Raw genomic sequence first — 25,706 nt, 5'->3', positions numbered from 1 at the left:
ATGAGCACCACAGAACCAAGGCGCAGATACAACATATTCTTGTTGATCATGCTGCTTGCGCTGCTGAACTACATTGATCGCGGCGCCATGTCGTACGCCGCGGCCAGCATCACCGCTGAATACGGATTGAACAGGGCGCAATGGGGCGCTCTGCTCGGATACTTTGGGTACGGCTATCTCTTTGGCGCGCTGTGCGGCGGATTCCTGGCCGATGGCTTGGGGCCTCGAAAAGTCTGGCTCTGGGCAGCGGGCAGTTGGTCCATTCTCGCGATGGCTACAGCCTATGCAGGCGATCTGGGGGTTGCGTTGTTTGGCGGGTCTGCGTTGGCTGGTTTCGCTGTCATCCGGATCGTGTTCGGCTTTGCCGAGGGGCCGGCGTACTCGGCAATCAACAAGAGCATCTCTCGATGGGCAGCACCTAAAGAGCGCGGTTTTGTCGTGGCCCTGGGTTTGGTCAGCACGCCGTTGGGCGCTTTGCTGACAGCGCCCATTGCCTCTGGCCTGCAGTACGCAACAGGCGGCTGGCGGGCGATGTTCATCATCCTCGGGGTGGTGTCGCTGGTCGTTCTTTTCTTCTTAATGCGTGTGTTCACTGATACTCCTCAGAGCAACAAGTACATCTCTGACGAAGAAAAAGCCTACTTGGCTCAGGAGAAAGCAAAAGAAGAGCAAGCCAAGCCTGGCAACACCGATGACAGCGCATCCGTGCGTGTGCCTTGGTGGTCGTACTTCAAAAGCCGGACCTTGGTGCTCAATGCGCTGGCGTATTTCTCATTCATGTACGTCAACTTCTTGCTGCTGACGTGGACGCCAAAGTATCTCGAGGATCAATTCCATTTCAATCTCTCGTCACTCTGGTACATGGGGATGATTCCTTGGGTTGGAGCTTGCTTCACAGTGCTGTTGGGAGGCAGGATTTCTGATGCGATATACAAGTCCACGGGCAGCCTCGTAAAAGCTCGGAGCCTATTTGCTGCTGTCTGCCTGCTGTGCACCAGTGTGTGCTTTTTCTTTGTGTCGAAAGCAGAGACGGTATGGGTGGCCGTTGGCTTGTTGACCTTGGCCAACGCGATTAATTCTTTGCCGAACTCGGTGTTTTGGGCTGTCGTCATCGATACAGCGCCTGCTACTCGCACGGGTGCTTTCAGCGGGATGACGCATGCGGTTGCCAATACGGCCGCTATTGTTGCGCCTACGTTGACCGGCTATCTCACGATGCAGTATGGCTATTCGTCCATGTTCATTGCCGCTGCCGTTGCGACGGGAGTAGGTGTGCTGGCAATGCTATTTGTCCGGCCGGGCCAAACCAATTGGGCAACGATGGCCGTGAAGTGATGAGGGTGACCGCAGCGTGGCCAGGACGTGCGAGCGCTGCGGTTGCAACGGTGTTTTAGCGCATCAAGTCCTCAAAATGAGGCGCCGCGCGTAGGGCAGGAAGCCATCGGCCGTCAAAGGCGGCTTCCAGCCAGAAGCCGTCACTCATGTCAAAATTTGCGCTTTTAGCTTGAAAGTAGAGACGTGAACATCCGTAAAGCCGTTGAATCAGACTTCCCAAGCATGTGGCCAATCTTCCAAGAGGCGGTTGCGTCTGAGTCCACCTACGTATTCGCTGCCGACACCAGCTATGAAGATGCATTTGCATACTGGTTTGGCACTCAAATTTCGACTTACGTCGCCGAGGACGAAGGAAAAATCGTGGCGATGTACAAGATTGTCCAGAATCAGCGCGACTTAGGTGGACACGTATCAAACGCTTCCTTTATGGTCCATTCGAGTTGTAGCGGCAAAGGAATAGGCAGAAAGTTGGGTGCTCACTGCCTTCGAGAGGCAAAAAATGCCGGATACTTGGCAATGCAATTCAATTTCGTTGTGAGCACAAATACAGCCGCAGTTACACTTTGGAAGAAATTAGGTTTCTCAATTGTTGGAACACTTCCCAAAGTGTTCGCACATAAGGAACTTGGTTTAGTTGATGCATACGTCATGCATCGTTTCCTAGACGACCTGTAACGCCTGCTTTGGGTCGTCAGCACCAGTTCGCAGCTTACGAGAGTTGCCGTTTGGGCTGCCTGGCTGACTGCGATTCAGCCAATTTCCGGTTTGAGGCGCACAGCGGACGTCTGGCCAGATAGAAAGTCAACGTCTGGTATCGGCGATTGCTGCCGGTCTGCCCGAGCGGGGGGATTCCCGGCCGGCCTCGATTTCAAACATCGGAGATCGATGTACAGAAGTCGTGAGCGGCGAGAGTCATTGGAAGACCGGTTTTTGACCAACGGGCTCTTACAATGGCGGCGCCAGACGCAGCGCCGGCTTCTTGTGGCACCTAGCTCTGGCTTGCGCAAAGCCCAGAGATCTGAAAGGCGATGACACCTGAACAGGTGCATGAGGTGCGAGGAGCTAGCCGGCGCCCTGGCGAAGACGGCTCACACCGTTACGCCGTATTCCACCTCAATTGGTCTTTCGTGGCCAAAATAAGAGAGCAACCTTACTCCACCCTCCCGGCCGGGAAGGTAATGTTCAACGAATATAGTTGGGTAGAAAAGTTTTCGACTTCTTCGTCAAGCAAAGCGCCCGAAGCGAGTCGCTTTACTAGGTTCACCGTCGTTCGGTCGGTGGTACCTCGAAAGTTTAACTGGAGGTGGTCATCGGAATTCGGAATGCGCGACAATTGAATTTGAAAACCCATAGTGCCATCTCCTCCCGCCAGCAAGCCGTTCACATCTGGACCAATAACCTGAACGATTGCGCCCTCTCTGATTTCACCAGTGGTCGCGCTGACGAGGAAGAAATCTTCTCGGGAAAGGACTACTTTTGCGCCCCCGTGATTCTTCGATCGGCAATCGAAATCCAACTTCCTCTGGACCGTTTTTTGCCGTGGCGTGCAATGTGTCGTCACCGATGGCCTCACACTTTCCACCATCCTCAAGAAATCAGGCGTCAGCTTCTGTTGATCGGTCAGAATTCGGAGTTTCTCAATCTCCAACCGCTGAGCCTCATCGAGCCGCTTGGCTTCTTCAATCTTTCCGTCAAACTCAAGTCGAATGCGTGCAAAGTCATTACTTGCATCAGTGCTACGCTGTGCCGCCTCCGCCAACTCAATTTTTTGGCTTTCTATATATCTATAGCTTAGGAAAAGCATCAAAAGTTGAATCACCAAGGTCGAGATGGCGGTAATCAACTGACCCGTGAGGGGCGATGCCATCCAGTGCTGTTTTTTTGGTTTGCACATTTGGAGGCTCTAGTTCAATCCAACGGCCCCCGTTCACTATCTTCTGACATGCCAGGATCGTCAGACTGCATGGTTTTGTAAGCAAACTCTGCTTTGCCGCAACACACGCAGAGCAACGTCATTCATTAAAACTAGTCGTGGGACCGCTTCATCGACACAACGGACGATACATGTTTCAATTGGATAAATCTAGATGTCTGCTTGAGACAAGTGCTTTAGAGCGGCACGGTAGTCCGCGATGATGGAGTCTAGGATCTTGTGCTCCCCCAAGTAAGTGCTTTCCTTGCAATAGAGCAAAAACTTGAGCCGTGTCGCGAGATCTGCAGCGGAAACCCCCTCATGCCGGTAGGACAGACGCCCACCGCTCAGATGCCGGTACATCTGGGCTTCGGCTGCCTGATCGGGCTCTAGCCAATACTTGAACTCGCCTCGAGCGCCAGCGGCTTTGTCCAAAACCTTGGTGACCCGCCCCCCGGCCGCCTGAGACGACAAAACGCGATGCACGTCATCGGGCTTCATCCTTGTCGCGGTGCGAACGGCCTTTCCGGATACGGCATTCTGCCGGCCCACTGCCCTGTCTAGCAGACACAGCATCACCAGCGCGGTCTTGGATTGACGCCGCGGCCTTTCAACGAGGACGTCGAACCCACTGGGGGCGGCAGGGGCCAAGAGAAGCGAAGCAACCATCAGAGGATCACGGTTGAATGCAGAGTGCGGTCGCGATGTACGTGATGATCGGCTGCGTACCCTCGCCACTTCCCGACTGCCAGGTTCCGTACGACACGGGAGTGAACACGCCGGCAGGACACGTCTGCGACTGCGTGCAGCCCCCACCGATTTGGCAAGTCTTGTAGCCGTACCGGCCCGCGTCCGAACTGCCCTCCATTGTGTAAAGGACTGTTCCTCGAGCCACAGTCGGCAATGCGACGCATTGGCCCTGGAGGTCGGACCAGGGATCCGCCTGCGAAACACCGTTCGTGAAGGTCTTGACTAAGCGCGTCTGGAAGCGCACGCCCGCATAACCTGCACCACATGCAGACGTAACGGTTTCCGTGCGCGCGTTCGAGATCGAGATAGGGATCTGCTGACGCACGGAATCGACATCTTGTTTCCAAGGCGCACCTGAGTTCCCGACTGCTGCGCCCGGCCCCGTGGAGTCGTCCCGCGGCAGCTGCGTTGTGTCGGCGGCCCAGGCCGTGGCCAGGGACCCGCATAAAAACAGCACGATAGCCGCACGAATCCGCCGGCAGAAGTTTGTTTGCATTGTCGTGCACCTCGAAATCGAAGGGCTGGGCCCCAGGGGCTAGCCGCTTCTATTAATCGTTATGGCTCGTAAGTATTGTACATACCAGGAAATTTGCGCCAGGTCATTGTGGACGTGAATTTCCATGGGAGAACGCCCGGTCTGACTCCGGTTCAGTGGAGTCCGCGTCTCATGCAGTGATGGCTGCTGACCGCTCAAGCGCTCGCGCGGCGATCTCTCGCCCCACTGTTACGGTCAGCCCACCATCCTCCACCTCATCTTCACCACCCATGCGCAGCTTTCGCGCCTCGATCAATGTGCGCGCAGAGCCGCTAGGCAGCTGCTCGGTCAGCGCCAGAAGCGCCTTCCAATAGTCGCCTCCAAGCTGCTCTGTCACTTGCGCGCGAACCGCAGCATCGATTGCAGAACTGTTGAAAGCCCACAGTTCCAAGGGCGAAGCGGTGTGATAAAGCAGTTGGCTCACTGGCCCCTTAACCGTTTTAAAGTAGGCGAAGATCGGGCTTCCGGTCGACGTAGGACCCAAGCACTTGGTCATGATGCAATGGCGCTCCGAATCGGTCAGATTCAATGCTGCCTGGATCTCTTTGCCCTCTTCTTCGCTACCCGCGCCCAGAATAAAGACCGACGCGATTGACTTCAGCATGGCCGGTGGGACGTCGCTAAATTGCTGCGAAACCAAGAACGGGAACACCTGATACTTTCGGCCTGTCCGATAATCAGAATCGATCAGCCCCTCCAGCGCTTCCACGTTCTTCGCGAAGTGGAATTCGTCGTACTCCAAAAACTTCGGGGACGTGTAGATCTCCTGCACCCGCGTCATGTGATAGCGCCGGTAGCGCTCCGGGCATGTCGAATCGAGTTCATCCCACCGGAGGAAGTAGTTTCGCGCGCCTACATTGCGGCCGAACATCATCATCACGGCGGCACGCCGGCGAGATTCTTCGTCTTCGCCCCCCGACACCAGTTCCTCCAAATCGATCGCGACAATACGGGCGTGATCCAGATCAAATTGCGTCACTGTGGCCAGCAATGCATAGTCCTTCGCCGCGGCACTAATTGCTCGCGTAAACACCGCCACGATGGCTTCGCCGGATTTAGCAGGCGTTGGTTCACCAGGCCGGTCGTATTGGTCACGGACAGACTGCGCCCGTGCCGCGCTGATCAAGTCATAAAGAACGGGCACCGCATATCGCTGAACAACGATCGCTTCATGCACCTTGCCATGATCAAACAGTTCGTCAACGAGGTCATAAATACGACGGCCCTCCGACTGCATACCCAAGTTGTCCATGAGCCGGGTCATTTCGGGGTGGTTGGCGCGCTGCCAGCGTTTCACTTCTGGACTCCCCCGGGAGAACATTTCATATGCAGCATCGATCACGGCGCCAATGAACTTCCCCCCGTCCTCTCCCAGGTTTGGAGACATCGCGGAAACAACAAACCTCTGAAAGTCTCGTTCTCGCTCGGTGGGTCGGTCGAAGCCCAACTGCGTATCGAACGGGTTGCTCGCGTACTTCGCTTCATTTCGCACGCGAACAGACACCGCCTGGTGACGCTTATGCTCAGGCAGAATCGACTTCAGTAGAGCAATGTTCAGCGCCGAACTCATCCCGAAGTCGGTGATCGTGATGTACGGCAAATCCTGCAGCCCGGGACCCATCGCGACGCTGAAGTTGAGCGAATTGAGCAGAAGGGACTTCCCGCGCCCGGGAGGTGCAATCACGCATCCGCCGGTGTTGGCCTGAACTGTCGAACCAAATGCGATCGGGAACAGCTTCCCGAACTCTGTGCGAAGCAGAAGTTCTCCAGAGCGCCACGGAGAAGCGGCGCGAAAGAGCGGCATTGCGCGCACGGCCGCCGCCAATGGGGTGGGCACGAACGGCAGAGGTGATCGCGCGGAGAGCCCTGGAGCTGCAGCAAAACACAGTTCCGCCGGCGCTCCTGATTCATTGCTTACGGTGGATCCGCCCCAGTTCTGCACCTTGCTTTTCAACTGCGAAGCCCGTGCAAACGCTTCCGCCTGTGATTTATGGGACCAAGTGGTGAAAACACCTCGAAGGGCGACATCAATTGATCGATGATTTCGCAGGTCATCCCAAGCGAGTTTGATGGACTTGTTGTAGTCGCCCATACCGCCCAAGAACGTCGCCATCGTGGCGCTGGCCTTCTTGTACCTCTGCCCGTCGGGGAACAATTCGAATGTCGCGGAGTAAGGCAGGCGAGATCCATCGCTCCCCCCCACATCGCTCATGCTACGGGCTAACACGTTGAACCCAGGCGTCGGGTCTTCCGACGGGAAGACATCAAGCGCAAATCCGACGTGCACGGAACCTTCTCGCGTCACCCCCTCATAGTCCTTGAAGAACTCATGGGTCGTCGCTGTATGGACTTGGCGCCCAATGCCCAAAGGCAGAAGATCGGCCGCATCATCACTGCGGCGGCCTGAAGTAGCTGGGCCACCACGCCCGCCAAGCAGGGCCGGATTCCAACCCTCCGGCGCACGTCTTCCTTCAAGAAACGAACGAAGGAGTGGAAGTGACTCCACACTGGGAATCACCTCGCCGATCAAGCCAATTCCGGCCTCGTGGTCAGTCAGGTTATTTACCAGGGTACTCAGGGCCGCTTGATGGCGCATCGCCAGAAGCGGCGGGATGCCGATCGCATTCTGGGAAAACTGAGAGTTTGCGCCTCGCACCGCGTCTCGTCCCGACCCGGCACGCGCGTCAGCCAGCTCATCGGACGCCCGAGCAGCCTCGTCGGCGGATAACCCACTGCGCAGCGTGAATAGTCCCAGGACGATGCTCTCGTCGACGACGACACCGGATAGCGCTTGGGCCTTTCGCTCCAACCAAATCCCCAGACCTTGTCCGGCGCCCATACGATGCCCAGTCGCGAGTGCCGGCTGGAAAGCCTTATCCAAGACATGCGCCGCGCCTTCAGGGTCTGATCGAAAGCCGATGACAAGCCGGTGCTGCCTGGCGGCTCCAGCGCCGAGCACATGTTCCAGGGCGGTCTCAAGCTGCTCCACCAGTTTGTCGAACTCCGCCGGACCGATGTAACGCCCCCGGCCTTCAATACGGATGTACGAAACAAGATCGCGAGTTTTGGAGATCAACGTGTTCTTGTCAAAAGTCGATACGAGGGAGACGGTGCCTTCCACGTCGTTTCGCCAAACCATGCCGATGAAGTGCAGGATGGTCGCTTCGATGGCTTCACGCTTTTTCAAGCAAACAGCAAGGAAACATACCTGCAGCGATATAAAGGCAACTAAAAGGACAATCGTGGTGGTACTCACTCAGCTGAACCTCAAAAGTGAATGGCTACTTTGATGCAGTGTTACGGGACTTCGCGACGTCTCGGAGTGGCAACACGCACTGGATGGCGTCTTGGGAAGGGCGCTCACCGTCCAGCCCCAAGTACAGCTTCGTCAAGGCCACTATCGCGCCCACAGCGTCTTCCATGGCCACGCACTCATCCAGCTGCATCTGGATCCGAGCGTTCCCCCGTCGAAACTTCTCTACGAGTGGTTCGAAGGGATGCTCAATTGCGGCTGCAGGTTCGAACTTGAACGACGGCAGCGGTGGCAGCGTCGTCACTGATCTTGTCCTGGACCGCCGGCGGGATACTGAAATCCCTCGAGTTCCCAGAATCGCTGTGCTTTTTGAAGGTCGGAATCGAGTAATCGCAATACGATGGCCCCTTCTCCATAGGCTTCAACGTGCAGCCCGTCTTGATGGGCACGCAGGGCCACTTCATGCATGAGCGCCCTATCCATGGCTCGAAGCCAGATGCTCCAGACGTCGGCGTGCTCAAGGTCACGTTCGGCCACCCGCCGTGCCGTGGCCAGCGCAAGCCAGTGACAGTGCGCCACCAAGCCGTAGGCATAGGAGAGAGATCGCTCGGCGCGCGAGGTGAGCGCCTCCGGCAGCTGCGCCCGCGCCGGCAGCGGTCGGGTCCCATCCTCGTCAAGAAGAAACCCCTCGGCCTTCACATTCATGAACTCGCACAATTTGGCGAGCTCTGGCTGCGAGAACCACCCTCTTCGCCTCCCATTGCGAGAGCCGTCGAACCCGAGCGCGGCCAGTGTTACCGGGGACGTGTCCTCCATGCCTTCCCGAAGGGAGACTTCGCCGCGCACCAGACACGGGCGAGCCAGCATTTCTCCGACCAAATCTACCCCCGCGGTGCCCTCAACGTGCACCCAGTTCTTGCCCACTGGAAACTGCATCTGCAGCATTTGTCGCGCGTACGCGAGACGATTGAACCGAAGCGTCACAAACCGCGTACCTGGTCCGAGTGGCCACTCACCCCATTGCGGAATTGACAGGGTCTGATAGGCGGCCGCAAGTACCTCGCGCTGGCGCGGGAAGTTCTCGACACCACTCAAGGGGCCTTTGGGTAGGTCACGAGCAATGTCCTGGTGCAAGTAGTCGCCTTTCAATCCATGAACCCAACGGAATGCGGATCCCGAGCCATACGCACTCGCGGCAGCGCGAAGGGAGCGATCAAGGACGCCTGCCACATGCGCCGCGGCGCCATCGGGCAAGCGTCCATCAGGTTGCACATCGAGTCCCAGATCTTTCGCAATCTCCTGGATGCTTGCGCCAATAAAGGACGCGCAGCGGAGCTTTCCCCCCCGCCGCAACGACTCATCGCCGGTGCCGAGGTTGGTAATCCAAAGAACGCTTGATTCGAGATCACCGATCTGCTCGAAGCGGCGCACCTCCCCGTCTGGCGAGAAGGCCTTTCCGGACGTGCCGGCGTTAGGGTCGTCGAACTGCGCATAGCCGGAAAGCGGAAGGACTCCAGCATCCACGCGAGCAGAAACCGCATCGTCACCGAGAATTGCCAAGATCTTCTCCTTCATTCTGACTCGGGCTTGCCGGGCCATCTGTCATCAACCGCCTGTTCTCTTGGGTCAGTGCTTCCCATCTTTCGCAATCTGCGAATTCGCCATGCGCCCCTCCCACCGTTCCCTGCATGTTCCGCAGAAGCGTCGGAGAAAACACCATTCTTAGCTCAGTCACGTCGCGCATGGCGTACTCACCGTCGGACAGGTAGGCCATGGCTTGACCGTAGGCCACAGTTTTCATGGAGCCGTACCCGTTCTTCGCGTCATATATCCTTGCCTGAAGACGCTGGGATACCTGCGCCGCGCGGTCGCGCTCGGTCGGATGCTCCATCGCGGCTGCCATCGCCCAGTGGAGCAAGTTCAGATCCGTGCCAGACAGCTCCGGGATGACCGCGACACGGCTGTTTGCAGCCATATCTCGGCCGCGGGCGCACGGATCCTTTTCCCCCACGGTGGAGTAGCTCGCGCACAGTTCACACCTGTGCTCCATCCCTTTCGTCCCGAATCGCGTCGAAAGCGCGTCCGGAACGGAAACACCACAGTCAACACATCGAACTGAAGGCGCGGTGCCGGTCGATGAGGTTGCAGCGGCTTTCGCGGACGCCGGCCGCCGCGAGGGGCTGTCTTTGTTACCCTCGCGGCGAATGGAAAGGAATAAGTCCTTCACTATGCTCACTTCTGGAGGGAGCCGTCAGAAAAGATTCTTGCCGATGTCGCCAGCACCCGCGCCGAACGTCTCGGTAACGGAGCCGATGACGAACCCGATCACGATGAGACCGCAACCGCCAAACATCGCAAGGAAGATGCGGCCCACCGTGACGTCCTCACCTCGCTCTCCGGCCTTCTTGCGCATCAGGCTGAAGCCATAGATGACGGAGGCGACGCCCCCCAATACCGATGCAGCGACGAGCAACTGCGTCCCCACCTTCACCAGGTCGATACCGCGATTGCCCATATCGATCAGATCGGCGTGCGCAGTGGCCATCAGCGCCAGTTGCGCCACAACGACGGCCAAGCTGCGGGCCGCACCGGATTTCCAGATCTTCTTCATGTTTCTTCCTTAAAAGTGCCCGATTCCGGGCGACAGTTTCTTTGATTCCGTGATTTCAATTGCTCTACGAATTCACCCCCCTTTGAACAACCCTCCTATGTTCAAAGCGATCGCGCCGAAGACGATGTGCCAGAGCCCTCGCCACATTAGGTCGCCCGGTTGATTTGGGCTGCCAGTGGACATCTCACGCCAGAGCAGCAGACCTCTGAAAATCGCGATCGCGCCAAACATCGCCACCCAACTCACAATTGCGAGCGCTACGCGGCTCCAGAAGCTGCTTTGCGACACTTGCGCCGGCAGATAAGAGAGCGCGCTGGCGGGCGTCTGAGGTGCGCTACCCATCAACAGCTGGATCACGTCGGTGGAAAACCCGGCGAGCCGAAGAAAGAAGTAGCCGAGTAGAACGTGGGCAACCACCGGGCCAAATAGAGGCCTGCCTTCACGTTGGCCCTGCGCCTGGGCAACACACATGCGCAGCGCCAAGTAGATGCAGATCATGCCCGCGAGCACACCCAGCCCCATGAACACCAGCCGCATGATGTTCTGAGTGAATGTGAGTGAGCCGCTTAGGAAGGCGTCCAAGTTCATTCTGAGCGTTCCGCTAGCGGGGCTGGATGGTTCCGGCCGTCGTAATCACCTTCATTCCATCGAATCCAGTGACGCGAGCGCCGCGCACAACCGCCCCTACGCGCACCGTGGCTTCGAGTTGGTTGTGCTCATTCATCACCCATGCAATCTGCGTTTCGCCACCAGTCGTCGGATACGCCCCCTTCACCCACAAACCAGCCAGCTTGCCGGTCTTCGCCGGGCCACCGCTCACCGCGCGCTTAGAATCAACGGACTCGGACGCCGCTCGTGCCTTCTTCGGTTCGGCTGCACGTGCAGGCGCCTTGGCGACCGCAACGACCGGCTGTGCCTTCTCAGGGATCTTGTCCGCCACCTGGTTCAATTTCGTGAGGATTGCGGACTGGCTCACCTCCATCGCGGACAGGCGTGATTGCAAGACTTCCATCTGTTTGTTCAGCTCGACCACGTTGGTGGCGACCAGGTCGACTTTGATGCCAAGGTCGCGAGTGCTCGGAGTCGCCGCAATGCCTTGCATGCTGGGCGAAGCTTCCCGCAAGCCAGCGGGCGGCACCTCCGCGATGGGCTCGCGCCGATCTGCCGCCGGATCTACGTAACGATGCCCTTCTTCAAACTCGCCATCGTCAAGCTCCATTTCACGCAGGCGATCGGTGCTTTCGGGCACGCGCTGTAGCGCGGTCACCTGCGGCCGCTCCGCCCCCCCGTGATCGAGGGATGGGTCACGCGACGGCGCTGCTACGGCAGCTGCAGCAGCCACAGGCGGTCTCACAGGTGTCGGAAGCTGCGTGCGGGTGTTGAGGACCGGCGCGGACGTGCTGCTGGGCGCAGACGGCTTCAGAAACAAGATGTAGCCAACGACGCCCACGATGCCTACGACCGCCACGCTTCCAATACGGAAGATCCAATCCCCGCGTTTGCGGCGCTTCGCCTTCTCCGCAGCGTCCTCTTCGTCATCAAAGTGAGGATCGGCGTCACCACCATCGCGATCTTCTTCCTGTCCCTGAGGCCCCGAGTAGTGTTCTGCCTCGGGCGGGAGCTGCCCCTCCGGGTCTCCATCCCGCTGTCCTTCGGTCGTATCCCAAGCGTCCGGCTGCCCAGCTGGGAGATCGTCTTGGGGATCGGTTGCCGAGTTCGAAGGCAGATCAGCATGCCCCGAATCCCGATTTGTGTCAGTGGTCATTCAGAATTTCTCCGTGTTTTTCGGCTGATAGCCCGGTCTTCGCGCTACTTGGCGTCCTTCGCACACACCGGTTGGTCAAATCGAATTCCGATCGGCGTGTACTGAGGCAAGGTCATGCGGTTCTTTTTGTTGGCGCGGCGCTGGACCTCAGCTTCCGTGATCTGCTGGGCCTTCGAAATGCCCGCGCCAATGCCAGTGTTCTTGGCGTCTTCCTTTGATGCGCGCTCGTCGCTCACAACAATGTCGCCTCCGATGCCGGTGGGCACATACCGCTGCGCAGTGCGACCGCGCTCGGTGAAGTAGGTCGCCGCTCCCCATAGGCCGGACGAGAGAACGGGCATGACGTACCGGTCCCAAAAGCGGTGGTCGACGTCGGCGCCCATCGCGCGCGACGCGGTTTGCTCGTTCACGCCCACGGCCTGCACCGAGTAGTACTTTCCGTTGAAGCGCATGGAGGTGAAGCCGATGGAGAAATCCTCTTCAAACACCACGACCTTACCGACGAAGGTGGCCCCGGCCAGCGGACCGCCCGTGACTTTGGCCATAACCTCGTCGGTCTTGTCGGTATCGATCGGGCTCAGCAACTCGCCGGCGTGGATTTCTTGCCCTTGGGTCAAATCTGCACCCCGGGGAGGTGTCGCGTTTGCACCCTGGTCCTGCGAATTGGCAGATGCCACAGCAACAGGTGCGGCCCCTTTCCTTATGTCAGCATCCTCTTTCTGGAACGCCTGAACAGGGGCTGCTTTGACTTCCATACCGGCCATGATCCGCTCGACCTGGCGCATCAGACCCTGATTGTCTTGGGCATGCTGAGCGTTGGAATTGCCCGCCATGCGCTGAACGATCGGCCGCCCTACCTCGGCCGCGGTCGATTGTTGGAGGGACTCGACAGGCTCCGATGGGCCGAGCGTTCCCTCATTGGGGATATATGTCCGACCGGACTTCTGTGCCGCAGCTGCTTCCTCACGAAACACGCGGTCTTGCTTTTCTTGCATCGCCGGGCTGAGTTCTCTCCGAACCTCGCCGTTCCCCGCTGGATTAATCGGCCCAATTGCGGACGCCGGCGCGCCCCCTTTGTTGCTTCCGGCTTGGACCCACCAGACGAGGCCCATAGCAGTAAAGATGGCCATGACCAGCAAGCCGAAAATGAGCAGGATGTTGCGTTTGAAGCCGCGTGCCACCGGCCGCGACTGAGGCTTCCCGGAAGCCTCGGGATCAGTTGTCGATGTCATTGATCAATCTCGATCGTCATTGATGGCGCCAAGCGCTTTCTGAAGCGGCGACGGTCGGCTGCAGGCCTTTGATCCGCACCGTATGGGACACTCCGCCATCCGTCGCGACTGCTACGATTGGCGTGGCGGGCAGTTCGTACACGGCTGTGCCATCCGCGGCGGGCATGCGCTCATACCAGGCGGGCGACGACACCAAGCCTGCGATCCGAAGAATCAACTTGCCATCCGGTGACTGCCAGGCGCGTGCGCCCGGCACTCCTGTCACCTCGAGCCGGCGGGCACCCTCAGGAGTGCCGCCATACAGGTACCCGTCAAGCTTCGCTCCAACCGTGGGCAATCCACTTGCACGGCCGATCTTCGTGACGGACCCAGGCGATAGGGAGGGCAAGCGCAGGTCGACTCGAACATCTGTGGTCACCTGAGCGGGGATTACAGTGAACGACCATGCGACGCTCATTCCCTCGAGGAGAACGCCGACCGAGGCAATCTTGTGGTTGCTGGTCGCTTCAATTGAGAGCGTACTCGGGCCCATACGCTCAACCTTGATTGCTCCTTCGTTGTAGTTCTTCACCGACATTACGGGCCAGCCGTTACCCTCTCGGTCGATGATGTTCACCAGCGCGCCCTGCCCCGGAGTGACCTGTATGACTTGTGGCCGCGCACCGGGCGCCAGATCGATGTCATAGGTGACCGAGACGGGAATCAGATCGGACCGGAGCGGCTGCACTTCCGCAGCCTGCCTCTCGTCCACGGACTTTCGCAGACGAAGAATTTCGCCGGGATTTAGTGGTGCGACTTGATCTACGGCCGCCGTGACCATATCCACTCGAGGAGACGGAAGCGGCGCATCTGCCGCAATCGACTGCTCGCCGCCGGCCCTGTTTGTCGACGCGGCCGCGGTTTGGTTCTGCCCCGCAGGCGACTTGGTGGGCTGCGAAGTTGCACCAGCCGGCTGCTGCGCAGCTGACGCCTGCGCCACTACAGCATCGTCGTCACCAACGAACTTCGCGTTACCCACTTGGGGAGCATTAGTGACAGCTCTGGCGCCACGTCCTTGCGCCGAACCAGCGCTCGGCGCCCCACCGGCATCGGGCTGCGCCGCGGCAGCAGGGGTAGGCTGCGCCTGCACGTTTAAGCCGATTGCGCTTACCAAGACAGCGACGATGGACCATCGCCCCCGGCCTGCCTTCATGATCAGATTGCTCATGGTTTCCCTAGTCGCGAGATGTCAGGGGTCGCACAACCGGGGCAACGCTTCGGCCGGTTCGAACCGATTCGTCGTAGGCGCTGAAGAGGCCACATACAACCCCGCACGCAAAGTCGTTTGGTGCCTGGTGAAACCAGACTTCCCAGTCCTGGAAATCCGGACCGAATTCAGGTTGGTCAAGGTCGGCGAACGCGCTGTGCTTGATAGCGAGCTCATTGTTGTGATGATCAACCGCCCCCATGACCTGCAGCCCGAGTTGACTGTCGACCATGTCATCGGCCGTGAGCTGATTCAGGTTCGTTCGCGCCGTGTACAAGCCAAAGGCGAAGCCGAGCGCCAAGTCGCTGGGAGCCGTGTGCATCAACTCCATCGCAGTGCCCTCCGATCGCATCCCAGATCCATTCAAGCCCCCTACGGCTCTCCACCAGTTGGGCCAGTGCTTGCCCACAGTGGGTTGGATACGGGACATGACAATGGCCCGCATCTTGAAAATGCCCTGGTGATTCACGCGAACTCCTTATTCCTATTTCTGCCGGCACAATCGGCCGCTTCGGCTGTTTGTTCTTTCGACACAAGTGCTTGATCCGTTCGCTCTTGGCGCCCCGAAAGCACTGTCTGTTTGCTACGGTCGTGCTTTTCTTGAGGGTTCGAGCTGGATCGTGTGCACCGAAATGCCGCGGGCGTGCTCTTCAGGGGGTACCTGAACAACCTGAACACGCGCGATTCGCTCGCGAGGGGAATACGAATTGCGCTGGCCCTGGAATCTGATCGTGACTGGGATCTCGATGTCCCATGCCACTCGTCCATGAAACAGGTGCGCGGACCTGGACATGAGGGGTGCCTCCGTCGACACGCTCATGACGGCACGCTCCTTTCGCATATCCTCCAGAATCGGCTCCAACTGAGTTTGGAGCATGCGTCCGCCCTGGGTTGTGTAGAACCTTTTCGCATAATTCAAGGTGCCGATCACGTTCACGAAATCGTGCGAAAAGGACGCCCGAAGGGCCTCCTCAGCAAAGTCCAGAACTCTCGAGTCCGAGACGTTCTGCGTGTCTAGCGGTGCCGGCCGCATGACCTGCAGCTTGTCGTTCACGGCAAACGGAATCGGCCTTTCGCGACTGGCGATCGTGAGGAGCAGGCCATTTGCCACGACCATGATGGCAAGGGTGACTGCCAGAATGAAGATCACCGTGGCCGGCGATACTCGCTTCGAACTTTTTGTCATGGCTACTTCACTCCACTACGCAAGACGGCCATTTCTTCAGTCACGGCGACCGGCACTTCTGGGCGAACGCCATTGACATAGACAGCTGGGCGGTATACGGCCCCACCTGGCGCATGTGCCTCCAGTCGCGGTTCGGCGAAGAACAGTCGGATCGCGCCGTACAGCGAAACGCAGGAGTTCAACAACAACGCGATCGCAAGTCCAAACAGCACCCGGTTCACCAAGCCGCCGTGCCGTCGCAGCAGCATCTTGGCTTCCTCGTCCACAGCACTCGAGTCGAGCGAGGGAGCCATCACATTGCCCTCGCGATTGAAGTGCCAGCGACATCCGATCGGAAGGCACCTTTGAGGGCCGGCTTGCCCAAATGCGACCTCAGCCACAACAAGAAGCTCGCCTTCCGGCGCACCTCGCTTCGACACCGCCCCGAAGGACTGGATTTCTGATTAGTGTCCTGCGAGAACTGCTGCCAGACGGCATGGGCAGCCGCTTCGGCCAGGCCGAACTCGGCCAATGCGGGAACGACGTACGCGGGCAAGTTCTGATGAACGAGAGAAAGCGTTCCATCCCGAAGCAGCCGAGTAACGAAGGTCCGGACTACATTCGCATCGTCGCTTCTGAACTCCGTTTGACCTTCCAACCAGCGAACCGTCGCTGGGTTTGCCTCGTTCTGGCGGAAAGATGGCGCGCTGCCGGATATGGGTTGTGCCACGGATCCTCACTACCTGCGGGCGATTTATTGGGATGAATAAACATAATGAATCATACTGGAAACAAAATTTTGCCCGCAACACGATGCGCCATCTTTTTGATGGCCACTGAGGCCGGACAAGGTGATGGAGGGTGAAGCGTTGCCGCGCGCTACCCACAGCGTGGCGCATAGGCAGCGTCGGAAATGAAAAGGGGCGCCGAATGGCGCCCCCTCAGTTGCTCTCCCCGCCCGGTAAGTTAGGGCCGGATGTCCAAAAGCGGTGACGGGTTGTAAAGGTCGATGATGGTCGGATCGAACCGCATCGTGACGACCTTGGATTGGAGCTGGTCCTTCTCAGGCATATCAGGAACGCCGATGCGCGCGATGTAGCGCACCGCCTGGATCTTCGGGAATTCGTCGAACAGCTGCTGGAGAAGACCGGGAAACGTCCGAGCCATGTACAACACATGCTCATGCTTGCGATGAACCAGCGATTCGGCCATCTTCTCCATCGCCGAGCGTTCCACGCGGCGCAACTTGCTAAGTTGCGCGTCGAAGTGCGCCATGAAGTAGGTCAGCAGGTCGTGCGTGATCGTGCGGTCGTTGCGCGTTAGGTCAAGGCCGGGCGTTTCGTCCAGCGGCATCAGGTTGCCGACGGAAAAGGGGAACGAAAAGTCGATGCGCTTCGGAATGTTCGGTCGGCTCTTCTCATACAGCGCCGTGCTGTATCCGCCGGCTGACTTGCTCCAACCTGACTTCGCGATATACGTCTGGAGTGGCTCTTGGAAGCGGAACAGCTGGTCCTCACCATCCAGCAGGTCAACGCTGAGTTGGCGCAAAGACACGCGCACGGGCGATTCTTCCGTCGTAGAAGGATCAATCGGAATGTAGGCTTCCAACTGCTGCCGACTTGTCTTGGGCGGTGCAGCGGCAGGCTGGACGGCCTGCTCGGTCTCACCCGGGGAAGATTTGGTTTTCATAGATCCTCAAGATTGGACAACACGGAGGCCAGGCGCTGAGCAACGCTGCTCGCCGGGGAACTCACTCGTCATTCCGCTCTACGCGTGAAGCGTATCGCTCCTTCACTTCTTTATAGAGATCGCTTTCAAAAGGATCTTCCCGGGCAATTTTCTCCAGGACATACTCAGCCTGCGGCAGATGGCCAATACGGCGGTGCCAACAGAACTGCGCCAGCGCCTTCAGATCTTGATAAGCCTGCTGGGGCGAACACATCACGCCACGTTCAAAGTCAGCCATGTTGGGCGTGTCCGCTTCCCGCAACCGCGACATCAGAACGCGCAGCGACGGTTTGGAATTACTCCTCGTGCCATTCACCATCGCATACCGGTTGTTCACGTTGCCATTGAGGAGCATCGGTAGCCATTCGAGCACCATGACTCGCAGGCGCGACAGCAGGTCTGATCGCGCGCCCCCCATGTTGAGCCAATGCGACGAACCGTAATAGGCGCCGATGTCCTGGAAGAGCCAATCCGTGAACCGATCGGATTTCCAGTGATCCTCCTCCGCGACGATGCGCAGCGACAAGGGGTGCGGCCGGGCCACGTACAGATGCAGGTTCATTTCGACCTGGATGTCGACCAGGCCGGGCCGCGCTATGGCCTCCCGAAAGCGCACTTCCTGGGGAGAACTGACCCCGAGGATCTCCGCGCATTGGCGCTCCGTCATTTGGAGCGGACCCTCACGAAGCAGGTTCAGCTTCTCGCCTGTCAACGGAAAGTCGGCAGGATCAGCGACTTTGCGCAGGTAGTACTGAAGGCGAGTCGGCTTGGTCTTGGTGGGGTCGAAGTACTGAAGTTCTATCGCCATAAAGGGGTTCGGTTGTGCGTCCAGCCGCACATTAGTTCTTGTTTGACCGCAATCCTCGCTCTGGCAACACGCCACACCGGCAAATTGCGCCGCGAACGCAATTCCTGCGGATCCACTGTACAAAAGATGAATCGTAACGATCATACATTCTTTGCATAGCGCGCAAAAGAGCTTTGGCGTTTCAAAACGCGTCATCCACGGGTCAAAAGCCAAATCCGCCGGCGCCACTGGACCACCCGACGATGCGCTATCAGTCCCCCAAATTTGCGTACACTACGCGTTTTTCGACAAGAAACGACATTTATCCAGTTATTTCGTAAAAATTCTTTGGGATGTGCCGCCTATCTGTCATTATGAATCGTACATCCCATTCATCACACACACCAACACCGTGTTCGCTCAATGAGCCCCGGTTACTTCGGAGAAGCAAAGCAATGACAATGTCTAAATCCCGCCAGCTCGCTTCCAAGCTGGCCCTTTCGATTCTGACGCTCGCCATTCTGTCTGCATGTGGCGGCGGCGGTGGTGGTGGCGGCGGTGGGAATAGCGGTAGCGGAAACCTTCCGGGCACTGGCGGTGGCACCGGCGGCGGCACGGGCGGTGAAGGCGGCACAGGCGGAGGTTCGGAAGGTGGCGGCACGCCGGGAACCGGCTGGATTCCGACCAAGCCGAGTGCGACGCCCCCGGTTGCGGCAAACTTCAACGGCACCGGCGTTAAGGTCGGCGTCCTCGACGGTGGTTTCGACTCCGATCCCATGACCGACCATAAGGCCGCCGTCGCCGGCGCGCTGCAGGAGGTCCTCTCCCCCGCGGCAGCTGAACCTGGTACCCATGGCGCAACGGTAAGCCGCGTGATCGCCGGACAAGACCTTGGTGACGGCTTCCCGAAGGGCACCGCAACGGGGATCGGCCTGTACCAAGCGAATCACCCGTCCACTTTCAACAACGGCGATTTGGATTACAACCTGTCGACGCTGGCCGGGCGCGGGGTGAAGATCGTCAACAACTCCTGGTCGCTGGATACCACTCCCGATTACGCCCTTCCCGGCGGCGCTCAAACTCTGCCCGGTTCGACATTCCGCAACAACTTCGGCTGGGTGTTCCGCAACGCCGTGCTACGCGATGGCCAACTGCTCATCTGGGCAAACGGCAACGAAAGCCAAGCGAACCCCTACTTGGCGGCTGGCTTTCCCTCCGTCGACCCGGTCCTCGAACGCGGTTGGCTCGCTGTGACACAGCTTCAGGCGGATGGAACGCTGGCCCCTTGGTCGAACGCATGCGGCGTCGCTGCAAACTGGTGCGTGAGTGCCGAGGCACCCGCAGGTCTCACGGGCACGTCTTTCGCCGCGCCGGTTGTGACGGCTGCCGCAGCGCTCGTTTCCGAAGCCTATCCCTGGATGGACAACAGCGCCTTGCGGCAGACCATCCTTTCGACGGCTGACGATCTCGGCGACCGGTCGAAGTTCGGTTGGGGACGCCTGAACGCGGACCGCGCTGTCCGCGGCCCGGCGAAGTTCGACACGAGCCTGACGTTGGGCGGCGACTTTATTGCCGATTTCAACACCTACCGCTCGCAGTTTTACAACGACATCTCGGGCAATGCGGGCTTGACCAAGAGCGGCACCGGATCGCTGGTGCTCTGGGGCAACAATACCTACGCAGGCGGTACCACGATCACGAAGGGCACTGTTGAGCTGTACGGTAGCGTCAGCAGCGACGTCAATGTGTTCGTGGAAGGTCAGCTCGTCTCCAATGGCGGTGTAGCCGGTGCATCTGTGAACAACAGTGGCGTGGTTCAGGCCCGCGGCGTTGGTCTCCACATCAAAGGGAACTACAACGCCTGGACCCCCCAGGCCACTTTGACGACCCAACTGGGTACCACCGTCAACGTGGATGGCCAAGCAGCCCTGAACAACTCCAAGCTCGTGGTGGAAAAGCCCGACGATCAGTACGTGGTCAAGAGCAAAGAAACCGCCGTGAAGGCTGGCCAAGTGTCCGGCCAATTCGGCTCCGTGACCGGCGGCGCAGGTCTGCTCTATAACGTGACTGCCAGCTACACGCCCACGCAAGTGGACCTCGACGTGGCGCGCGCGAACGTCGCCAGCGTCTCGCAAGCTCTGTACGGTGGGCAAACGAGCCGCATGGCAGCGTCCGAGGCGGTCGAAGCCGCATTCCAGGCGACTGATGCCAAGGTGCAGGGCGAGCAGAACACCGTGACCGACGAATTCGTCGTTGCTGCTGCGAAGCTTCAGGCCGTCGAGAACCGCGAATCGTTGGCGGTCGCGCTCGACAGCGTGAGCGGTCAACTTTACGCCTCGTCCCAAGCGCTCACCTTCCAGCAATCTCAAGCCGTCAATCGCGCAATCTCGAACCGCGTGGACACCCTCGCAATCCCGGGCGCGAAAACTGGTGGCTGGGTCAGCATGGTGGGCGGTCGTGGCAAGCTGGAGGAGTCTGGTTTCGCAGGCGCTGACACGCGCTTGTTTGGCGGCCAAGTGGGCTTTGACCATCGCGTATCCGAAAAGGGCATCCTGGGCGCTGCGCTCACCTGGTCCGAAGCCAAAGCGGATTTCGACAACTATGGTGGTAAGTCGAAAAGCCAAGGTACGGGCTTGTCTTTGTACGGTCGCTACGGCGCAGACATCGGAACCTACGTTTCGGGCCGGGCTGGCTACGAATGGCTGAAGTCTGATGTGGAGCGTGACATTCTGGTGGGGGGCGCCGATCAAGTGAACAGCGGCCGCACCGATCGCCTGGCATCGCTGTACGCCGAGGTCGGGCACGCCTTTAACCTCGACGGCACCCGCGTGACGCCCTTCGTTGGCCTCTCCTATGACACCCTGAAGCGCGGTGCAATCGACGAGTCCGACAACGCGTTCGGCCTCAAGGCAGACAAGAAGTCCTTCGATCAAACCGCCGGTCTGCTGGGCCTGCGCCTGCAATCGTCCGTGATGTCGTGGGCCGGTGGCCAAACCGTCTTCACGGGCTACGGTGCATACCGCTACGGCAACCCGACCAACCTGGACTTCACCGCTGCCTTCGCTGGTGCACCGGACGCCGCGTTCAAGGTCAAGGGTATCGGCCTGCAACGCCATACGGGCTGGCTGGGCCTGGGCGCCACGTCGCAACTCGGCGCGGATCTGTCTTGGTTCGTCAACTATGACATGCAACTCGGCCGGGGCGGCGTGAACAACAACGTCTTCTCCGCCGGTCTGCGGTACGCATTCCACTAATTAGCACCGGATCGGGGTGCCCAGCCGGCGCGCCCCCTTCTTTTTTGGCGAGGACCTCACTCCTCGCCTTTTTTTTCGCCCGCACAAAAGTTTTGGAGTACACACGCCTATGTGTATCTTGGTTAAGGACGGAACGGCACTTCGCCTTCCACCTTCGAGATACACATGGCCAACGCATACTCCCTCGCCACCTGCATTCTGATCGTCCGTCGCAACACGGCCGTCATTCAAAAACTCTTCGGCAGCGTCGCCTCCAAGTCCGTCGAAGCAGTCGACATCGACGCGAGCGCAGTGCCGCCCGGTTTCCAGGCATTCAGTTTTTTCCTGGAAGACGGCGACGGGCTTTGCGACGCAGATCCAATCTTTGATTCGTTGCGCGAACTGTCTGATTCGCTTGGCATCGCAGACGCGAGCGAACTCACTGATGAAGCAGTCCTCCTGCGCCTGTGCAGTCATTTCCAGAGTCCCGACCATTTGGTCATTGACACCCTGCTGGAAGAAGCAGACAACGGCAACGTCGGAATCGCAACTCTTTGCGCACTCGCGAAGGTTCTCAATGACGGACACGATCTTTGGTCACTCTCCGTGCAGGAGGGCCGATGGGCAGACCGCTGCGTGGACGGCAATTTCGGCGGCTCCGCCCAGTACCTCGGGTCCCACTTTGCTGGCTCTTTCGGGACCAGTTCCTCATTGAGCGCCGCTCGCGAACTTCAGACTGCGCTTAGCGAGAACAACTTGCAAGCGGCCGCCGGGGTCTTCGCCGCCCGACTACAGGGCGTTCTCAAGGCTATCCAGCGCGAGGACCAGCGGGTAGCGATCCTGGCCGAAGTGCTTCCGATGCTTCAGCCTTCCCTCCCCGCCATTCCACAGCGGCTCGTCTCCGTCGTACTGTCCACCGCGCATATTCCCGACGAAGCCCCTGCGCGGGACTTCCTCGACCAGATGGGCGTGTCGATGGAGTTCGGTTGGCTGTGGAAGGTGCCTCCTCGCCTGGCGGAAGTCCGCGACTGCCTCGTATTGCCCGCGTGGCTTCATCCGATCCTTGCGTACGCTGACTCGAACGGGATCGACCGGATCGAGTTCGATAAGGACGGCGATGTGATTGACGACGTCCCTACCTACGACTGGTGAGCCGCAACGCCCAAAAACGCGCGACACCGTCCACTGGTGCAGGCCTACCCGGCTGAGCCGGTAGCGATTGATTGGGGGCGCGGCCAAGCATGGTTCGCACCCGCCCCCAGCTCCGTCTTTCTATATCTGGAGGGCCCTATGCCCACGAACACACCACTGACCGAACGCAGCCCTGAAGCGACTTCCGCCGCCCCCTCCTCACCAGCGAACCGCCCTCTGTTTATCCTCGCGTATGGATACATCGACCGCGGTCTGGCCTTTTCGGGCCCTTATCTGACCGGCGTCGAGGACGCAGACATTCTCATTGACGCTCCCTACGACTGGTGGCTCTTGCCGGTCCTACAGCCCGAGAATGAAGCTGGAAGCCACATCGTCCTTCGCGGGACGATCGACACTGGCATCTCCATCGAAGGCCCATACACGACCGCGCGCGATGCTGAAGAGCGGCTTTCTCGACTCGACCTGCCCGGCCGTGTCGTAGTCCTTGAACCGCCGCTGACCGCCGACGTGCCCAACTGAGTCTCAACCTAGGCGGCACCAACCCGGGAGCCGCCTCCATCGAAAGTCTCCAATGACCAGTACATCTCGCTATTCCTATCAGTCCTATATGGAGCGCCTGCGCACGCTTCTGCTGGCCAGCGGACCCGGCGCAGCAGTGGTCGTTTTGGACGGAGTTGCAGCCACTCTCAGTACACCGGGCCGGGTTTTCGGCTTCGCCCATGAAGACCTGAACCAAGTCGAGTTCGAATTCGACCAAAGCGCCTGGAGCGGGTCATCTTGGGACGGCGAGACGCACGCACAAACGTGGTCAATATTTGTAGCGCCGACGATATTCACGCGCTAAGCGTGATCGCAGCCGCAAAGTTTTGCCGCGGTCCCTCGGCTCTGTAGTCTGGGTTGCATCACTACCCACTGCGCAGTCGCGCCATCTCCGGACCATTTCACATGACCATCACAGTGCAACCGCTGACTCAAGCTCGCGTCATTGCCAACACCCTCCTCCCTATTTTGGAGCGCCGCCTGCGCGCGCCCGGTTCCTCAGCAAACACGTCGGGAGACCTCCAAGAGCAGCTCAAGACCATCAAGCAGGAGAACGTGATCCTGATGCGCTGCCGTCAAGAGGAGCGCGACGGTGATCCGGTCCTGGTCAGCCAGGAGCAGGCAGGTCAACGTCGCGGCGTCGAGAAGATTTGCCCCGACGAGCACGACATGACGATGCACGTCGTGGACGCGGCGGAAGAGGAAGGTTGGACTCACATCCTCACCGACGATGCCTGGATCTACTTCTACAAGCTCGTCGACCGGGACGACGTAAGCGCGCTGAACGGCTAGGGCTCAACTCAGCGTATACGGCCCGCTACGGCAGGCCATCCTTTCTCTTCAGGATTTCTTAATGACTACTACCCAAAACCGCCTCTGGCGCGTTGTCTTGCCTTGGGCGCAGGAGGACGAGGGCCATTTCGATGCCGACGTTTTCGCCCCCACACCGGAATCCGCGTGCTTGGCCACAGCTGCGATCATGCTCCAGCACGACGAACACTCGGCGCTCGACAGTCAGGCCGACCGAGAGGCGTGGATCAAGGGCCGAGCAGTTGAGGCGGTGTCTGTTGTCGACGTGCGAGAGAGCACGTTGCAAGATCTTCGTGCGCTCTTCGCTCACGAGTTGGGACTCCACGCGGATTCAGGCAGCACTCCGTCCATCTGCTGGGATGCCCTGCGCTCGTTGATTCGTCTCCACCGTGGCCACCTGGTCGCGAATCGGCCACACGCCCAGAACCGACAGACTTACCGAATCACGCGAATGGATGACCACCGCCCTTGCGAGCGAATGGACTCCCTGTGCACGCTTCCTGAGGCTGTGTTCGAGGCGCGCGCGCTAGGCGGCGCCTATGAGGTGCAGATTCTCTGACTGCAAGATCGGATAGGGCAACGCGCTGCCTAATGCGCCGCGCACACCCAAATGCGGCAGATCGCCGCCGGTCAAAATGTTTTGAAGTACATATGCGTATGTGTATTCTGAATATTGAACCTCCCATTCACCTTTCGGAATGCACATGGCCAAGAAGCAAAACCCTCGCCACACCGACCACCATCGCGCCGTCATCAAACTCCTGGAATCCTTCAGCCCCCGGCATCGCATCCACCGTGTCTGGGAAGACTTTATCGCCAGCGCGGCGTGCGCGATCAGCTCACCAGTTGAGCCAGCACGCCGCGCTTCTCGGGAAGCCGAATACGCAAAGATTCAGGCGCGCTACACGCCCGAGGAGATGGCCATCTTTTCGCAATGCCTTGCGCACGTGGTCATGGCCCTCGAAGAACGGTATCAGGACTTCCTTGGCAGCCTGTACATGGGTCTCGATCTAGGGAACGCCGGGACTGGTCAGTTCTTCACCCCCTATGAGGTCAGCCTGCTGATGGCACGCATGCTCCATGGCCAAAGGGACTTGGCAGCCTGGGTGCGTGAGCGCGGCGGCTTCATCACACTGAACGACCCGTGCACGGGCGGGGGCGCGATGCTCATTGCCGTTGCGGAGCAGTTCCGTGACCAAGGGCTTTCGCCCCACCGCACCTTGCATGTGACGGGCGTGGACATCGACCGCACTGCTGTGCAGATGTCCTACATTCAGCTGTCTTTGCTCAATGTGCCCGCTATCCTCCTTCTCGGAAATTCGCTCTCGCAGGAGCCGTACAAGGGCTGGAACACCGAGAGTGCCTGGCGCACCCCAGCGCACTGCCTTTTTGGCTGGGAGCGCCGGCTTCACGCGCGGGAAGAGCAGGACGCAGCCCAGCGCATCCGATCGCGCGAGACCGAGGCCTCCTCTGAAGACAAGCAGCGCGCGCCCGTGACCGCCATCCCGTCCAAAGGCGCCGTTCAACTGAACCTTCTCGAACTCGAGGGGGCATGATGAAGATGCGCACCCGCCGAATCAGCAACGCGTTGCTTTTTAGCCCGCAGGACCTCGGACGAGACCCTGGCGCCGGCTTCCTCCTGTTCGGTTATT

General features: G+C 59.3%; 24 protein-coding genes. 9 read left to right on the top strand and 15 right to left on the bottom strand.

The window, feature by feature from the left end; all coding sequences use genetic code 11:
- Positions 1–1,335: an MFS transporter gene (locus KVT32_RS21670; protein WP_152385768.1), complete on the top strand. Its 1,335-nt coding sequence runs from the start codon at positions 1–3 to the stop codon at positions 1,333–1,335.
- Between the two features lie 183 nt (positions 1,336–1,518).
- Complete coding sequence (locus KVT32_RS21665; protein WP_193725399.1) at positions 1,519–2,010, top strand: GNAT family N-acetyltransferase; 492 nt, start codon at positions 1,519–1,521, stop codon at positions 2,008–2,010.
- A gap of 475 nt (positions 2,011–2,485) precedes the next feature.
- Here the strand turns inward: KVT32_RS21665 and KVT32_RS21660 are convergent, their stop codons facing one another.
- From KVT32_RS21660 to KVT32_RS21590, 15 genes are all read right to left on the bottom strand, one after another.
- On the bottom strand, positions 2,486–3,202 hold the full coding sequence (locus tag KVT32_RS21660) for a hypothetical protein (protein ID WP_152385767.1): 717 nt from the start codon (positions 3,200–3,202) through the stop codon (positions 2,486–2,488).
- Positions 3,203–3,418: 216 nt separating this feature from the next.
- Entirely contained in the window at positions 3,419–3,916 is a 498-nt protein-coding gene (locus KVT32_RS21655; RefSeq protein WP_227741429.1) for a hypothetical protein, read from the bottom strand.
- A 746-nt stretch (positions 3,917–4,662) separates the two neighbouring features.
- Complete coding sequence (locus KVT32_RS21650; RefSeq protein ID WP_152385765.1) at positions 4,663–7,788, bottom strand: hypothetical protein; 3,126 nt, start codon at positions 7,786–7,788, stop codon at positions 4,663–4,665.
- Positions 7,789–8,085: 297 nt separating this feature from the next.
- Positions 8,086–9,360 (bottom strand): hypothetical protein, encoded by a 1,275-nt coding sequence (locus KVT32_RS21645; RefSeq protein WP_152385764.1) that lies wholly within the window; start codon positions 9,358–9,360, stop codon positions 8,086–8,088.
- Entirely contained in the window at positions 9,329–10,012 is a 684-nt protein-coding gene (locus KVT32_RS21640; RefSeq protein WP_152385763.1) for a hypothetical protein, read from the bottom strand. Before KVT32_RS21640 ends, KVT32_RS21645 begins: the two co-directional genes overlap by 32 nt.
- A gap of 24 nt (positions 10,013–10,036) precedes the next feature.
- Positions 10,037–10,396: a DUF6750 family protein gene (locus KVT32_RS21635; RefSeq protein WP_054458090.1), complete on the bottom strand. Its 360-nt coding sequence runs from the start codon at positions 10,394–10,396 to the stop codon at positions 10,037–10,039.
- A 72-nt stretch (positions 10,397–10,468) separates the two neighbouring features.
- Positions 10,469–10,984 (bottom strand): hypothetical protein, encoded by a 516-nt coding sequence (locus KVT32_RS21630; protein ID WP_054458089.1) that lies wholly within the window; start codon positions 10,982–10,984, stop codon positions 10,469–10,471.
- Positions 10,985–10,997: 13 nt separating this feature from the next.
- Entirely contained in the window at positions 10,998–12,161 is a 1,164-nt protein-coding gene (locus tag KVT32_RS21625) for a hypothetical protein (protein ID WP_152385762.1), read from the bottom strand.
- 44 nt (positions 12,162–12,205) lie between these two features.
- The gene (locus tag KVT32_RS21620) at positions 12,206–13,393 is read right to left on the bottom strand and encodes a DotG/IcmE/VirB10 family protein (protein WP_152385761.1); all 1,188 of its coding nucleotides are present in this window, start codon (positions 13,391–13,393) and stop codon (positions 12,206–12,208) included.
- 16 nt (positions 13,394–13,409) lie between these two features.
- Entirely contained in the window at positions 13,410–14,600 is a 1,191-nt protein-coding gene (locus KVT32_RS21615) for a DotH/IcmK family type IV secretion protein (protein WP_152385760.1), read from the bottom strand.
- A 7-nt stretch (positions 14,601–14,607) separates the two neighbouring features.
- Positions 14,608–15,108: a hypothetical protein gene (locus KVT32_RS21610; protein ID WP_054458084.1), complete on the bottom strand. Its 501-nt coding sequence runs from the start codon at positions 15,106–15,108 to the stop codon at positions 14,608–14,610.
- Positions 15,109–15,222: 114 nt separating this feature from the next.
- Positions 15,223–15,825 (bottom strand): DotI/IcmL family type IV secretion protein, encoded by a 603-nt coding sequence (locus tag KVT32_RS21605; RefSeq protein ID WP_152385759.1) that lies wholly within the window; start codon positions 15,823–15,825, stop codon positions 15,223–15,225.
- Positions 15,826–15,827: 2 nt separating this feature from the next.
- Entirely contained in the window at positions 15,828–16,118 is a 291-nt protein-coding gene (locus KVT32_RS21600; protein ID WP_054458082.1) for a hypothetical protein, read from the bottom strand.
- 652 nt (positions 16,119–16,770) lie between these two features.
- A complete protein-coding gene (locus KVT32_RS21595; protein WP_152385758.1) occupies positions 16,771–17,493 on the bottom strand; it encodes a hypothetical protein in 723 nt (240 codons plus the stop codon).
- A 61-nt stretch (positions 17,494–17,554) separates the two neighbouring features.
- The gene (locus tag KVT32_RS21590) at positions 17,555–18,484 is read right to left on the bottom strand and encodes a hypothetical protein (protein ID WP_054458079.1); all 930 of its coding nucleotides are present in this window, start codon (positions 18,482–18,484) and stop codon (positions 17,555–17,557) included.
- A 296-nt stretch (positions 18,485–18,780) separates the two neighbouring features.
- Here KVT32_RS21590 and KVT32_RS21585 point away from each other — a divergent pair, with 296 nt between their 5' ends.
- The 7 genes from KVT32_RS21585 (at position 18,781) to KVT32_RS21555 (ending at position 25,610) form a co-directional block, all read left to right on the top strand.
- Positions 18,781–21,573 (top strand): autotransporter domain-containing protein, encoded by a 2,793-nt coding sequence (locus KVT32_RS21585; protein WP_227741427.1) that lies wholly within the window; start codon positions 18,781–18,783, stop codon positions 21,571–21,573.
- Positions 21,574–21,738: 165 nt separating this feature from the next.
- Positions 21,739–22,704, top strand: a complete 966-nt coding sequence (locus tag KVT32_RS21580; protein ID WP_152385756.1) for a hypothetical protein — start codon at positions 21,739–21,741, stop codon at positions 22,702–22,704.
- A gap of 138 nt (positions 22,705–22,842) precedes the next feature.
- Positions 22,843–23,223: a hypothetical protein gene (locus KVT32_RS21575; protein WP_152385755.1), complete on the top strand. Its 381-nt coding sequence runs from the start codon at positions 22,843–22,845 to the stop codon at positions 23,221–23,223.
- Between the two features lie 52 nt (positions 23,224–23,275).
- Positions 23,276–23,548 (top strand): hypothetical protein, encoded by a 273-nt coding sequence (locus tag KVT32_RS21570; protein WP_193725398.1) that lies wholly within the window; start codon positions 23,276–23,278, stop codon positions 23,546–23,548.
- Between the two features lie 101 nt (positions 23,549–23,649).
- Positions 23,650–24,036, top strand: a complete 387-nt coding sequence (locus KVT32_RS21565; protein WP_152385754.1) for a hypothetical protein — start codon at positions 23,650–23,652, stop codon at positions 24,034–24,036.
- A gap of 61 nt (positions 24,037–24,097) precedes the next feature.
- Entirely contained in the window at positions 24,098–24,613 is a 516-nt protein-coding gene (locus tag KVT32_RS21560) for a hypothetical protein (protein ID WP_152385753.1), read from the top strand.
- Positions 24,614–24,758: 145 nt separating this feature from the next.
- Positions 24,759–25,610 (top strand): N-6 DNA methylase, encoded by an 852-nt coding sequence (locus KVT32_RS21555; RefSeq protein ID WP_152385752.1) that lies wholly within the window; start codon positions 24,759–24,761, stop codon positions 25,608–25,610.
- The last annotated feature ends 96 nt before the right edge of the window (positions 25,611–25,706 follow it).

The sequence above is a fragment of the Achromobacter sp. GbtcB20 genome (assembly GCF_019091095.1).
Lineage (GTDB): Bacteria > Pseudomonadota > Gammaproteobacteria > Burkholderiales > Burkholderiaceae_B > Achromobacter > Achromobacter mucicolens.
Note: the sequence above shows the minus strand (reverse complement) of the source record. Positions and strands in the feature narration are given on the sequence as shown.